The following is a 13,720-nucleotide window of genomic DNA, read 5'->3' on the forward strand; positions in this document are numbered from 1 at the left end:
GCGTTCAGTCCCGCCCGTACCATTCGTCACGTCGCATCAACTGGTCATACTCTGCATAGGGCGCATATTCCGGCACGAGCTTGGCGGTGAACGGACGATCGCCGGTCAGCCATTCGCCGGCCGCCACGGCGAAATGCTCTGCTGCAATCGACACGAAATCCTCCGCCGGCACGGGCTCGCGCTTCTTCGGATCGACCGGCGAGTCGACATAACCGAACCCGCCGCTCTTCGGGTTGCGCGCCAGCGACCAATATTCGAAGGCGCGCGCGGCCCCTTCGATCCCCTTGAATCCACCCCGCTCGGCGATCAGCCCAAGCAGGCCCAGTTGCAGGCTGAACCCTGCCTTCACCGCGCGCGTGCTGGGCGGCTGGCCCGTCTTGTAATCCACGATTGCGAGCGCGCCGCCCTCCAGCCGATCGACCCGGTCGAACTTCCCGCGCAGCGTCACCCCGGCGAAGTCGATCGCCCCCTCCTGCTCCACCGCCAGCACCTTTCGGCCCTTCGCACCCTGCTCGACGAGTTCGCCCGCGATCCAGTCGATCGCCTCGATCAGCCGGGGCTGCCACAGCGCGCGGATCAGCGGGTGGGTCCGCGTGTCTGCCAGCATCGCCTCGGCGCGGGCCCGGAGCAGGTCGGGGCGACAATCATCCTCCTCGAACCATTTCTGCAGCACGTCATGCACCGCCGTGCCGCGCCACGCGGCGCTCGGGTCCGCATCGACAGAGTCGAGCGGCATCAGCCGCAGCATCCGCCGTGCATAGAAGGCGTAGGGGTCGGCCTTGAGGCGATCGACCTCGGTAACCGAGATGACCTTCGGCCGATCCTTGGCCAGCGGCGCCGGTTCGGGGCGGGCCACCGGCGCGAACATGCCGGGCGCGTCGATTGCCGCCATCCAGCCGGCGAGGTCGTCCGCCCGCTCCAGCCCGCCCGACAGCGCCTCCAGCCGCAGCCAGAAGCGCGAGGCGATGGTCGGCGCGCTGGCGTCACGGCGGGCGCGGGTGAGCAGCACCGCGCGCGCGCCCAGTCCGATGGCGAGATCATGCGCCGAAACGCCGATCCGCCGCTCCAGCCCCGGCAGCCCCAGCTCTGCACGGATGCGCGGCGCGAGCCAGGGATCGGGCGCGGGCAGGCCGGGCCAGACGCCTTCGTTCAACCCGCCAAGGATCATCAGATCGGCGCTGTGCAGCCGCGCCTCGATCAGGCCGAGGATCGCGAGGCGCGGATGCCCGCCCTGCGGGGGTCGCACCGCCACTTCGTCCATCAGCGTGCGGAGCATAGGCGCGAGACTGTCCGGCTGGGCCAGCGCCGGGCCGTGTACGGCCTCCCGCTCCAGATCGTCGAGTAGCAGCGCGGCGGCGCGTCCGTCTTCGCGGCTCCACAGCATGTCACCGCCCAAGGCCTGCGCCGCCTCCCGAAGCGCGGCGACCAGCCCGGCGAGCGGCTGCGCGCCGCCCGCGAACACTGTCTCCAGCGGCGCGAGCAGCGGCCGGGCGGTTTCCCACCAGCCCGCAGCCGTGCGCCGCAGCGCGCCTTCCCGCCCGGCCTGGTCAGCGAGGTGCGCATCGATGCCCGCCAATCCCGGCGCCGGCCTCGGCCCGCGCAGGGCCAGATCGAGCGCGCGTGTGCCGTCCAGCCACTCGGCACGCTCGTTCGGCTGCACCAGCGGGTGCTTGAGCAGCGTCAGCAACGGCATCGGCGCAAATGCCTGCGCCGCGCCGTCCGCCAGCGCGAGCAGCAGCGTCCCCGGCGGGGTGAGCGACAGCGGCTGCCCCGCCGAGTCGTCGACCGCGATGCCCCAGCGCGCGCAATGCGCCGCCACGCGGCGGGCGAGCGCGCGATCGGGTGTCACCAGCGCGGCGGTGCGCGCCGGCGTCTCCAGCGCCTCGCGCAGCGCCAGCGCGATCGCCTGCGCTTCCTCTGCCGGCGTCGCCAGTTCCAGCGCGCGAACCCCGTCCAGCCGCCGCTCGCCGGCCGGAAGATCGGTCCAGCGATGCGTGAGCTCGGGCGGCTGCATCGCCGAGGCGATCGCCTTGCTGCGCGCGGGCGGCGCGTCGAGCTCGCTGGCGACGCGCCACTGCTGAAATTCGCCGCGCGCCACGCCCATGCGCTCGAGCAGCAGCTTCAGGTGAAACTGCGGGTGCGTCTCCAGGTTGCGCCGCCGCCGGCCGGTCATGGGATCGGGCGCGTGCGGCCCCAGCGCCGCCCATTCCTCTTCGCCCATCGCGGTCGCCAACCCGGGCAGCACCACCATGCCTTCGGGCAGCCCAGCCACGACGCGGAGCAGCCGTGCGATCGCCGGCGCCGCCGTGGTGATGCCCGCCGCGCAGACGAACCCCGCCGGCGCCGCCGCTTGCCACCGCGCGGCGACACGGTTCAGCAGGCGTCGCCGCCGCTCAGGCAGGTCCACGCGCCCCAGCGCCGCCAGCTCGGCGGGCCAGCGCGTGAGGACGATCTCGAACAGCGCCAGCGAGCGTTCCCAATGTGCAGAAAGCTCCGGGCCCAGCTCCAGCTCCCGCAGCCCCTGGGGCGAGACTTCCTCGACCAGCAGCTGGTCCAGGGTCGTGCCCAGGTCGCCGGCCAGCCGCACGGCCTCCGCAGCGTCGAGCCGCGCATCATGCCCCTGGAGCAGCCGGGCGAGTACCATACGGCGCTGCAGCGGATCGATCGCGGGCGGCACCGACTCGGCATCGTCCACCGTCTCGAACACCGCCTCGTCGAGCTCGGGGTCACCGATCGCGACCAGCCGGGGCAGCAGCAGCCCGCCGCCGCTTTCGCGGACGAACGCGTCCTGCATGGCGCGCTTGGCGCGGTTGTTCGGCAGCAGCACCACGCCGCGCGCCAGCCGCAGCGGGTCCCCGCCGAAGCGGCGGATCAGCCCGATCGCCAGCGCGTCGGCGAAGGCGCGGTGCGGCGGGATGGTGTAGAGATGCAGAGCGTGCGACATGCGGATCCGCGAAACGGGAACGGAGCGCGAACCTTAGCGGCCGTCCCCGGCTCCGCGCAAGCAGCGCGGTCGGATCAGAGCTCCGCCAGCGCCAGTTCGGTCTCGCGGATCGCGCGGGGCGAGCCGACATCGAACCACAGGCCCTGATGCACCGCGCCCCACAAGCGCCCGGCTTCCATCGCGCGGTTCCAGAACAGGTTGGTCGAGAACGGCCCTTCCGGCCAGTCGCGGATCACCCGCGGCGAGAGGATCTGCACGCCGGTGTACACGAATGGCGCGAGGCGGCCGGGCCTGCGCCGCTCGGTGATCCGCCCAAAGGCGTCGAGCCGGAAGTCGCCCTGGCCGCGATGGCAGGTCGCGCGCGCGAGCGGCACGAGCAGCAGAAGCGCGTCCATCTTCGCATCGTCCCACTGCGCGGCAAGCAGCCGGATCGCATCGCTGGGGCCGTCCACCCACAGATTGTCGCTGTTGACGCACAGGAAAGGCTCGTCGCCCAGCATCGCGCGCGCCTGGACAAGGCCGCCGCCCGTCTCCAGCAATTGCCCGCGCTCGTCCGAGATCCGCAGTTCCATGCCCTTCACCCGCGCACGCAGATGCGCCTCGAGCTGATCGGCGAGATAATGGACATTGACCACCGCGCGCTCCACGCCCGCCGCACTCAGACGATCGAAGACATGGTCGATCAGCGGCTTGCCCGCGACTTCGATCAGCGGCTTGGGCCGGGTGACGGTGAGCGGGCGCATCCGCTTGCCGAGACCGGCGGCCATCACCATCGCGGTCCGGGGCGCCGGCGCGACCGGCTGCGGGCGGAGCGCGTAGATCGTCACGCCGCGACTCGCATCGGATCGCCGCGCTTCTCGGACGGTACATTGGCGGCGAACCAGTCCGCCACCGGCTTCAGCGCCGGATGGGCAAGGTCGCGCTCGAGATAGGTCCAGACGCGCGGGCAGAGCGACGGGTAGCGCGGCTTGCCGTCGCGCTTCCACAGCCGGGTGAAGATCCCGAGGATCTTGGCGTTCCGCTGCGCGCCGAGCACGTGATAGGCGGTGTCGAACGCCTCTCCCGCCCCCGTGGCTGCCCGATAGCGCGCCAGCATCGCCGTCTCGGTCGCCTCCGGCACGTCGCGCCGCGCATCCTGCAGCAGCGAGACGAGGTCATAGGCGGGATGGCCGGCGAGCGCGTCCTGGAAGTCCAGCAGTCCCAAGCCTTCGCCACCCTCGATCAGCATCAGATTCTCGGCATGGTAATCGCGCAGCACCGTGACGGGGCGATGACCGTCGAGCAGCGGCGCCAGCACGGCGTCCCAGGCGGCGCGATAGCCGGCGGCATCCACTTCCAGCCCGACGGCCGGGCAATACCACTCGACGAACAGCCCCGCCTCGCGCTGATAGACCGCCAGGTCGTAGGGCGGCTCGACGCCCGCGTCCTTCTCGTGCAGCCGCACCAACAGATCGACGGCGGCGCCGTAGAGCCCCAGCTCGCGCGCGGGTTCGGCATCCACCGTCTCGCGCAGCCGCACGTCGCCGAAATCCTCCAGCAGCACCAGCCCCTGGGCGAGATCCTCGTGCAGGATCGCGGGTGCGGCAAAGCCATGCTCGGTCAGCCACCGGGCCACCGCGAGGAACGGCCGCGGATCCTCATGGGGCGGCGGCGCGTCCATCAGGATCGCGCTGCGGCCGCTGTCGACCACGCGAAAATAGCGGCGGAACGATGCATCACCGGCGACGGGGAGAATATCTGCTCCCTCCCAACCAGCGGAAACGAGAAATGCGGGCGCGCCAGGCGGCGGAGTCATGTCAACGGCCATCGGCCCTCCCATGCCGCCGGCACGCGCGCTGTCAAGCTGCGGGTGCCGTCCGCCGCGACGTCCAGCGTCAGCCACAAGGCGTCGTGCCACGCGGAGGCGGGCAGGCGCTCTGGCCATTCGACAAGCAACAGCGAATCCGCGCGCGCATCGTCAAGACCCAGTTCCTCGGCTTCGTCGGGATCCTCGATCCGGTAGAGGTCGACATGCAGCACCGGCAGCCGCACCTCGGGCAGGTCATAGGGCTGGACGATAGCGAAGCTCGGCGACGGCGCCTCGCCCTCCAGCCCAAGCGCGGCGAGCAGCCCGCGAGCGATGCTGGTCTTGCCCGCTCCCAGCGGCCCGGAGAGTGCGATCACGTCGCCGGGGCGGACCACCGCCGCCAGCCTGGCGCCCAGCGACAGCGCCGCATCCAGCGAGGTGAGCGTCATTTCATGCCCGGTCATCCGCGCGGCAACTCCACCGTCACAAGCGTGCCCTGCCCCGGCTCGGACAGCAGCTCGATCCGCCCGCCATGCGCCTCGACGAACTGCTTGGCGAGCGGCAGGCCCAGCCCCAGCGCACGATCCCCGCCGCGCGACGTGCCGACCTGGGCGAAGCGATCGAACGCCCGCGCCACCGCTTCGGGCGCCATGCCCGGCCCGTCGTCGCTGACGATTACCCGCGCCACCCGGGCATTGCCGTCGAGATGCAGCAGCACGCGCCCGCCTTCCGGCGTGTGCGACACGGCGTGGCGCAGCAGGTGCTCCACCGTCTGGCGAATGCGCCGTGCGTCGCCCTGCACCACACCCGCGGTGCCGGCATCCTCGATCACCAGCTCGATTTGCTTGCCCTTGGCGAGCGGCGCGATCACGTCAGCGGCGCTGGTGGCGGCGAGTTCGACGTCCACCGTCTCGCGCTCGATCGGCTGGCCCTCGCTCTGCGTGAGGTCGAGCACGTCGTCGATCAGCCCGCCCAGCCGATCGACCGACATCAGGATCGCCTCGACATATTCCTTGCCGTCGGCGCTCAGCTTGCCCGCGAAGCCGCCCTGCAGCATCTCGCCGAAACCCTTGATCGAGGTGAGCGGGGTGCGCAGCTCATAGCTCATATTGGCGACAAAGGCGGTGCGGACGCGGTCGGCCGCCTCCAGCGCCTCGTTGCGGTCCCGCAGCGCGCGCTCCACCCGCTGGCGATCGGTAGTGTCGAGCATCGTCACCAGCGCGTTGCCGTCGGGCAGCGGCACCGCGGCGATGTCGAAATGACGGCCATTGGCGAAGGTGATGCTCGAGCCGCGCTGCTGGCGATCCTTGGCGGCGAGCCGGATAAGGTCGCCGATGATCTCGGCCCGCGCCGGATTGACCAGCTTGCCCCCCGCCGTCTTGACGATCGTGGCGATCTGCGGATGCCCGTCGAGAAACCCGTCCTCGAATCCCCAGACCTGGCGGAACTTGCGGTTCCACAGCTGCAGCCGCCCCTTGCCGAACACCGCGACCGCCTCGGCCAGGCTGTCCAGCGTGGCGGTGCGGACCTGCTGCATCTCGCCATGCTCGCGCTGCAATTCGAGCTGCTGGGTCTGATCCTCGAAGATCAGCAGCAGCCCACCTTCGGGCAGCGGCTGGGCGACGACGCGGAGGTGGGTGGTGCCGATGCTCCAGCTTTCCTCCACCGCCTCGGGTGCGGTGAACCATTCGCGGCGCTCGGCTTTCCAGTGCGGGAAGTCGCGCACGTCGGGCAATTTGCGCGCCTCGCGCATCCGCTCCAGCACGCGATCGAACTCGGGCCGGTCCGCCAGCCATTCGTTCTTCATCGCGAACATGCGCCGGAACGGCTGGTTGCAGAAGACGAGGCTGCGATCCGAACCGAACTGCGCGACCCCCGCCGACATGCGATCGAGCATTGCGCGCTGGGCCTCGGCGAAGCGCTTCAGGCCGCCCCGGGCACGCTCCAGTTCCTCGATATCGACCGCGAAGCCCGCGATTCCGCCGGTCGGCAGCGGCACGTCGTGCAGATGGAGCATGCGCCGTGCACCGGCGATCGTCGCCGGCATCGCCGCCGATTGCGGCTCCTGCGTGTCGCGCGCGATTGCGGCATTGGCCAGCGGACCGCCCAGCCCGGCGCCGTCGACCAGCTCGACCCCACGCGATACCACATCCTCGGCATCGCGCCCTTCCACGGCGTGAACATAAGCGGTGTTGACCATCAGCAGCCGCAGGTCCGGCCCGCGATACCACATCGGCATCGGCGCGGCCTCGATCAGCGCGGTCAGCGCGTCGAAGGCGGCGCGCAGCCGATCGGCTTCGCGCTCCAATGCGCCGACCTCGGCCTGGCTGTCGGTCGCGTCGAGCACCCAGAGCAGCACGCTGCCCGGCGTCTCCACCGCTTCCGAGGCGCGTTCGCCGAGCACCAGCAGCATCCGCTCGGATCCGCGCACCGGCAGCGACAGGCGGAAGGATTGGCCGGCGCGCTGGGCCGCCTCCACCTGCTCGCCGAGCAGCGTGACATCCTCAGGATCGAGGCCGGTATCCTTCTGGGACAAACGGGACAGCGACTCGACCGGCCCGTCCAGCCCCAGCCAGGCGGCAAGGCGCGGCGACATCTCGATGCGGCCGTCGGCACGGACCAGCATCGGCAGCGCCGGCGAGGTTCGGGCGAAGCGCAGCAACCGCCGGTTCTGCTCATAGGCGGTGCGCGCCGCCGCCCGCGCAGCGAGCCCGGCATAGAGCGCCCAGATCGCCGCGATCAGCACGGAAGCGAGCACCGCGCCGACAATGGCCGCGCCACTCTGCGAGAGAACGATCATCGGAGGAGATGCCGGCAAGCCATCGCCTCACCCTTATGCGCATCCCGGCGCAAACGAAAAGGGGCCCGGCGGATGCCGAGCCCCTTCGCGTCCAAATTTCCGGTCCCGATCAGAACTTCACGCTCGCGGCGATCCGGGCGTAGCGCCCCAGAATGCCGGAGAAGTAGCTCGTCGTGCCACCACCGGCTGGTGCCGGATAGGGCGGGCTCACGTCGAACACATTGTCGACGATCAGCTTCAGGCCGAACTGCTGGTTGACCCGCACGCCCAGCGTGGCGTTGATCATCCACCAATCCTTCACGCCCGCGATGTTGCGGGTGTTCGGCGCCTCGTCGAGATCATAGGCGCCCTTGCCGGTATATTGTGCCTGCACCAGTGCGTTGAAGCGGTCGCTCTCATAGGTGAAGTTCGCCGTACCCGAGTGCCGGGGATAACCGATCTCGCCGGCGAAATGGTTGATGTCGCCGACGCCGACCTGCTGCTCCAGCTTGTCCCGGTAGAAATAGTTCACCGAGAGGCCCGCCACGCCGCTGCTCGACATGCCGAGGCGCGCAAGCGGCAGGCGATAGGCGGCGGTGACCGTCAGGCCTGCCGTCTCGTACGAAGAGGCGTTGTAATAGCCCTCCCGGATCAAGGTGATCTGACCGTCGGCATCGCGCGTCACGAGGCCGCAGAAGCTGTTGGGATAGGATGCCGAGTCGTAGCAGGCGTTGAGGATGTCGTCGCCGCCGAGCGAGACGATCGCCTGCTTCAGCCTGATGTCCACCCAGTCGACCGCGATCGTGAGGCTCTTGGCGAAGCGCGGCTGGATGATCGCGCCCGCCGTCCAGCTATTCGCCACTTCGTTGCGCAGACCCGGATTGCCCGAAACCGTCACCGGGATGGTGAAGTTGCTGTAGTCCGACTGGAAGTTGGCCGGGTCGATGCCTGCTGCGCGGCAATTGGCCTCGCGGACGGCCGGATTGGGGCCGCTCTGATAGCTATTGACGTCGCACGGATCGGAACCGGTGTCGAACGCGCGCGAGGTCGGGTTGAACGCCTCGGTGATCGCCGGCGAGCGGATCGAGCGGGTATAATTGCCGCGGAAGGTCAGGTCCGAGATGAAGCCCAGGCGCCCGCCCGCGGTCCATGCCCAGTCGCCGCCCGACAGCGAATTGTCGACATAGCGGGCGGCACCGTCGAATTCGACCGTCTTCAGCCAGCTGAGGCCGTTCTTCGACGTAACGAACGGAATGACCAGCTCGCCAAAGGCTTCGTTGGTGTGGAAGCGGCCGCTCAGCGGATCAATCGGGATGGTACGGCCATATTGTGTTCGCGTGCCGTCGCCATTGTCCTCTCCGTAATAGAAGCTGCCCGGATCGAACGAGGTCTTCTCACGGCGATGCTCATAGCCGGCTGAAATGCTGACGTCGTTGCCGAACAGCGTCGCCACGGCGCCGGTGATGTTGGCGTTGAACACCAGCTGCTCGTTGGTCGAAACCGGGCGCGCGATCGCGAAGATATAGTCCTTCGCTGCCTGGCTGGCCTGGCCGATGCCCAGAATGTTCAGCGGGGCGCAGGTCTTGCTGATCGTGTCGGCGGTGGAGTTCGTCACCCCCGGGCGGCAGGTAATGTTGCCATTGGCATCGCGCACCGCGTCGATGGCGTTGAAGAAGTTCCGGTTGTCCAGCTCGAAGTTGCGACCCTTGGTCTGCGAACGGCCATAGTTGACCGACGCTTCCCAGTTGAAGCTGCGGCTGCCGACGCCCAAGTCGCCGGCGAGGCCGCCGACGAAACGATAGGTCTCGATGTTCGCCTCTGCGCGACCGGTGGTGAGATCGCTCAGCGCCCGGCCGACATAGAACTCGTTCTGCCCCGCAGGCAGCTGCGAAGCGATCGTGGCGCGGTCCGCAGCGCTCAGATACGGATTGTCGAGCGACACGATCAGGTTGCCGTCGGGCGTACCGGCAGCGTCGAACAGGCCGGTATTGTAGTTCGGCTGGTCGATCAGGTTCACGCCCTTGGTGTGCGTGTACCAGCCCTCGCCGAAGAAGCGCACATGGTCGGTGAATTCGTAGTTCAGCTGGGCGCTGGCGATGTAGCGCTCGGAATTGGTAAGCAGGTTGCTCTGCGCGGGCAGATCGAAGCCATTGCCGCCGCTGCTGATATAGCCCTGACGCAGGACGGTCCCGAGATCGAGCGGCACGAGCGTGCCGTTCGACCCGAACTGCAGATACTGGCCGGCCGCGTTGCGAATGCCGGAATCCTGCACGAAGACATCGTCGGCGACGAACGGTACGCCGCCTGCGGTGAAGGCGGAATAGCGCTGCTGCGGGTAGAGCAGGCGGCGGAACTGCGAATCTGCCTGCGGCGGCGTACCGAAGAAGTTGCCCTGCGCGGTGATCGCGCGATCGCTGGCAACGAGACCGGTGGTGTGATTATATTCACCCGACACCACGATGTTGCCGCGGCCGCCCGCGAAGTTCTTGCCCGCCAGCACGTTCAGCCGCGCCTCCGGCGCATCGCCCCGTTCGGAAATGCCGTACTGGCCGCCGAACTCGAGACCCTCGTAATCCTTCTTCAGGATGATGTTCACCGTCCCGGCGATTGCGTCCGACCCGTAGATCGGCGCGCCGCCCACGGCGACCGTCTCGATCCGCTGGACGAGGGTGGTCGGGATGTTGTTCAGATCGACCTGCGTGCCCGGATTCACCGGACCGAAGATGCTGGCCGTGTTCGACGAAACGAAGCGTCGACCGTTGACCAGCACCAGCGTGCGCTGCGTGCCCAGACCGAAGAAGTCCACGAAGGTTTGCGACGGGCCGAACGACGACTGCGCACCCACGGAGCTGTTGCCGGGAGGGCCGAAAGCTGGGATTTCCCGCAGCGCCTGACCGACATTGGTGTAGCCTCGCGATTCGATCTGCGCAGCGCCGACGACCTGCGTCGGCTGCACCGTATCGAACTCCGGGCGGGCGATGCGCGACCCGGTAACGACAATCTCCGCAGGCTCCTGTGCCTGCGCGGCCGGCGCTGCAGGTGCTGCGGTCTGATCCGTCTGCGCGAATGCAGCCTGTGCCGCGATCATTGCAGCAAGCGACGCGGTCAGCTTCAGGCCGCCGTGGCGACCGCAACCAGTGAAACGCATATCTACCCCTTCTACGGACATCCTTATGACTTCGGTGGAGGACATGGGCGCGTCCCCCATTTTGCCGATGTGTCCGAATCGCTTCCATCCGGCGTCCGCACGTCGCGAAGGCAGTCATGGCAGAAATGTTACACCGTTTTCAGAACGGTATGTGACATTGGCGCAACAGCGACGACGCAATATTGCACGAACTTGCAAACGAAATGGCCGCCCCCTCGCGGGGACGGCCATTTTTTTGCGGCAAGATCTGTGCAGATCAGTAGCGATAATGATCAGGCTTGAACGGCCCTTCCACCGGCACGCCGATATACGCCGCCTGCTTCTCGCTGAGCTTCGACAGCGCGACGCCCAGCTTCTCGAGGTGCAGTGCTGCGACCTTCTCGTCGAGGTGCTTCGGCAGGACGTAGACTTCGTTCTTGTAGTTCTCGCCCTTGGTCCAGAGCTCAATCTGCGCCAGCGTCTGGTTGGTGAAGCTGGCCGACATCACGAAGCTCGGGTGGCCGGTGGCGCAGCCCAGGTTCACCAGGCGGCCCTTGGCGAGCACGATGATCTGCTTGCCGTCGGGGAACTCGACCAGATCGGTGCCGGGCTTCACTTCGGTCCACTTGTAGTTCGACAGCGCCGAGATCTGGATCTCGCTGTCGAAGTGGCCGATGTTGCAGACGATCGACATCGGCTTCATCGCCTTCATGTGATCGGCGGTGATCACGTCGGCGTTACCCGTGGCGGTCACGAAGATGTCGGCGCGCTTGACGGCCTCGTCCATGGTGACGACCTCGAAGCCTTCCATCGCCGCCTGCAGCGCGCAGATCGGATCGATTTCGGTCACGAGCACGCGGGCGCCGCCGTTGCGCAAGCTCTGGGCCGAGCCCTTGCCGACGTCACCGAAGCCGGCGACCGCGGCGACCTTGCCGGCGAGCATCACGTCGGTGGCGCGACGGATCGCGTCGACCAGCGATTCCTTGCAGCCATAGAGGTTGTCGAACTTCGACTTGGTGACGCTGTCGTTGACGTTGATCGCCGGGAACGGCAGCTCGCCCTTCTTGGCGATCTCGTACAGGCGGTGCACGCCGGTGGTGGTCTCTTCCGAGACGCCCTTCAGGTTCTTGACCGTCTCGGTCAGATAGCCCGGATACTTGGCGATGAACGCCTTGAGCGCGCGCTGGAACTCAACTTCCTCGTCATTCTCCGGCTCGCCCAGCGTCGCGCCGGCTTCGAGCTTGGCGCCCCATAGCGCGAACATGGTGGCGTCGCCGCCGTCGTCGAGGATGATGTTGGCGGTGGTGCCGTCACCGTCGGCGCCCCAGTTGAAGATGTCGCCGACATAGTCCCAATATTCGGCCAGGCTCTCGCCCTTCACCGCGAACACCGGCACGCCGGTCGCGGCGATGGCGGCGGCAGCGTGGTCCTGCGTCGAGAAGATGTTGCAGGTCGCCCAGCGGACCTGCGCGCCGAGCGCGGTCAGCGTCTCGATCAGCACCGCGGTCTGGATCGTCATGTGCAGCGAACCGGTGATGCGCGCGCCCTTGAGCGGCTGCGATGCGCCGAATTCCTTGCGGAGCGCCATCAGGCCGGGCATCTCGGTCTCGGCGATGTTGATCTCGGCGCGGCCGAAATCGGCGAGGGCGATGTCCTTGATGACATAGTCGTTCTTAGCCACGGGCTGCTTCTCCAGTTGCAGGCAAATGCTGGCGCGCCGGGACTCCTCCCGGCCGCATGGGTGCGCCCCTAGCCGCTTCGGATCAGAGGCGCAATGTTAATATAAAGATATCTTTATATGCCGTTCGGGCGAATTCAAGCGGTGCCCGTGCTATTTGCCAGCAGTCGCGGATCGATGCCTGCGCCGACAAAGCCTTCGGCCCAGCGCTCGTACACATCGGTGTCGTAGAGCAGGCCGATATCGGCGGGCGTGTTGAACCAGCCGTGCCGCGTCAGTTCGGTTTCCAGCTGCCCCTCACCCCAACCGGCATAGCCGAGCGCGACCAGCCAGCGGCTGGGGCCCTTCCCTTCGGCGATGGCGCGCAGCACGTCGATGGTGCCGGAGAGCTGCCAGCGCCCGGCGACGTCGATCGTGTCCTGCCCGCTCCAGTCGGCGGAGTGCAGCACGAAGCCGCGGCGCGGCTCGACAGGCCCGCCGAAATGCACCGGCACGTCGGGCACCTCGCCGGGATCGATCTCGAACTGCTCCAGCAGATCGTGCAGTCCCAGTCCCTCGATCGTCGCGCCGATGCCGATGCCGAGCGCGCCTTCGACATCGTGCGCGCACATCGCGATTACCGCCCGTTCGAAGCGCGGGTCGCCGATGCCGGGCATCGCAAGCAGGAATTGGCCAGTGAGGGAAGGCGTCGAATCCATGCGGTCCACCATATCGTTTGCACTCCCTACGGGCCACGCTTGAATTTGTTGCGAGGGATGCGATGGAGGCGCGGCGGCCTTGGGGCCGCAGGATTCGCACAAGGAGAGAGCAGCATGACGATCCAGACCGGCGACCGCATCCCCGACGCCACGCTCGTCAAGGTCACCGCCGAGGGGCCGGACCAGGTCGAGGCCCCCGCCTATTTCGCCGGCCGCAAGGTTGCGCTGTTCTCGGTTCCCGGCGCCTTTACCCCCACCTGCTCGGCCAAGCACCTGCCGGGCTTTGTCGAGAAGGCGGAGGAGATCAAGGCCAAGGGCGTCGACGAGATCGCCTGCACCGCGGTCAACGACTTTTTCGTGATGAAGGCTTGGGGCGAGGCCAATGGCGTAGCCGACAAGGTGACGATGCTGGCGGACGGCAATGGCGGCTTTGTCGAAGCGCTTGGCCTTACCATGGACGGTTCGGCCTTTGGCCTCGGCACGCGCGGCCAGCGCTTCGCGATGATCGTCAACGACGGGGTTGTCGAGCAGATGTTCGTCGAGGCGCCCGGCGCGTTCGAGGTGAGCTCGGCCGACTATGTGCTGAGCAAGCTCTGATCGCGGGCGAGCGCGAACGACGCCTCCATCTCCATCGTCATTCCCGCGAAGGCGGCAATCCATTTGCCAGGATGTCTCGGCAGGCGCCGTGACGGCACCATGGATGGATCC

General features: G+C 68.0%; 9 protein-coding genes. 1 reads left to right on the top strand and 8 read right to left on the bottom strand.

All coding sequences use genetic code 11. The annotated features are described in order from the left end of the window. Window positions 1-4: 4 nt before the first annotated feature. From addB to S2M10_RS09985, 8 genes are all read right to left on the bottom strand, one after another. A complete protein-coding gene (gene addB, locus S2M10_RS09950) occupies window positions 5-2,944 on the bottom strand; it encodes a double-strand break repair protein AddB (protein WP_168845911.1) in 2,940 nt (979 codons plus the stop codon). 74 nt (window positions 2,945-3,018) lie between these two features. Continuing rightward, window positions 3,019-3,717: a nucleotidyltransferase family protein gene (locus S2M10_RS09955; RefSeq protein WP_211090977.1), complete on the bottom strand. Its 699-nt coding sequence runs from the start codon at window positions 3,715-3,717 to the stop codon at window positions 3,019-3,021. 50 nt (window positions 3,718-3,767) lie between these two features. Further along, window positions 3,768-4,739, bottom strand: coding sequence for a phosphotransferase (locus S2M10_RS09960; protein ID WP_211090978.1), 972 nt, complete (start codon window positions 4,737-4,739; stop codon window positions 3,768-3,770). Then, window positions 4,736-5,194, bottom strand: coding sequence for a tRNA (adenosine(37)-N6)-threonylcarbamoyltransferase complex ATPase subunit type 1 TsaE (gene tsaE, locus S2M10_RS09965; protein WP_168845914.1), 459 nt, complete (start codon window positions 5,192-5,194; stop codon window positions 4,736-4,738). The genes S2M10_RS09960 and tsaE overlap by 4 nt, the downstream gene beginning before the upstream one ends. Further along, window positions 5,191-7,530: a PAS domain-containing sensor histidine kinase gene (locus S2M10_RS09970; RefSeq protein ID WP_168845915.1), complete on the bottom strand. Its 2,340-nt coding sequence runs from the start codon at window positions 7,528-7,530 to the stop codon at window positions 5,191-5,193. The genes tsaE and S2M10_RS09970 overlap by 4 nt, the downstream gene beginning before the upstream one ends. Before the next feature lie 109 nt (window positions 7,531-7,639). After that, window positions 7,640-10,657 carry a TonB-dependent receptor gene (locus tag S2M10_RS09975; RefSeq protein ID WP_168845916.1) on the bottom strand — a complete coding sequence of 1,006 codons (3,018 nt, stop codon included), beginning with the start codon at window positions 10,655-10,657 and terminating at the stop codon, window positions 7,640-7,642. A 256-nt stretch (window positions 10,658-10,913) separates the two neighbouring features. Continuing rightward, entirely contained in the window at window positions 10,914-12,332 is a 1,419-nt protein-coding gene (ahcY, locus tag S2M10_RS09980; protein WP_168846051.1) for an adenosylhomocysteinase, read from the bottom strand. Between the two features lie 119 nt (window positions 12,333-12,451). Next, window positions 12,452-13,012 carry a YqgE/AlgH family protein gene (locus tag S2M10_RS09985; protein WP_168845917.1) on the bottom strand — a complete coding sequence of 187 codons (561 nt, stop codon included), beginning with the start codon at window positions 13,010-13,012 and terminating at the stop codon, window positions 12,452-12,454. 114 nt (window positions 13,013-13,126) lie between these two features. On the opposite strand from S2M10_RS09985, the gene S2M10_RS09990 reads away from it, so the two are divergent. Further along, the gene (locus S2M10_RS09990; RefSeq protein WP_168845918.1) at window positions 13,127-13,609 is read left to right on the top strand and encodes a peroxiredoxin; all 483 of its coding nucleotides are present in this window, start codon (window positions 13,127-13,129) and stop codon (window positions 13,607-13,609) included. Window positions 13,610-13,720 lie beyond the last annotated feature (111 nt).

Origin of the sequence: Sphingomonas sp. S2M10 (assembly GCF_012650175.1) — a bacterium.
In the GTDB taxonomy this organism is placed as follows: Bacteria; Pseudomonadota; Alphaproteobacteria; order Sphingomonadales; family Sphingomonadaceae; genus Sphingomonas.

Coding starts and splice junctions, on each gene's coding strand:
- S2M10_RS09975 (WP_168845916.1), bottom strand. CDS start 10,657: ATGCGTTTCACTGGTTGCGGTCGCCACGGCGGCCTGAAGCTGACCGCG.
- addB (WP_168845911.1), bottom strand. CDS start 2,944: ATGTCGCACGCTCTGCATCTCTACACCATCCCGCCGCACCGCGCCTTC.
- S2M10_RS09970 (WP_168845915.1), bottom strand. CDS start 7,530: ATGATCGTTCTCTCGCAGAGTGGCGCGGCCATTGTCGGCGCGGTGCTC.
- S2M10_RS09990 (WP_168845918.1), top strand. CDS start 13,127: ATGACGATCCAGACCGGCGACCGCATCCCCGACGCCACGCTCGTCAAG.
- S2M10_RS09955 (WP_211090977.1), bottom strand. CDS start 3,717: ATGGTGATGGCCGCCGGTCTCGGCAAGCGGATGCGCCCGCTCACCGTC.
- S2M10_RS09985 (WP_168845917.1), bottom strand. CDS start 13,012: ATGGATTCGACGCCTTCCCTCACTGGCCAATTCCTGCTTGCGATGCCC.
- tsaE (WP_168845914.1), bottom strand. CDS start 5,194: ATGACCGGGCATGAAATGACGCTCACCTCGCTGGATGCGGCGCTGTCG.
- S2M10_RS09960 (WP_211090978.1), bottom strand. CDS start 4,739: ATGACTCCGCCGCCTGGCGCGCCCGCATTTCTCGTTTCCGCTGGTTGG.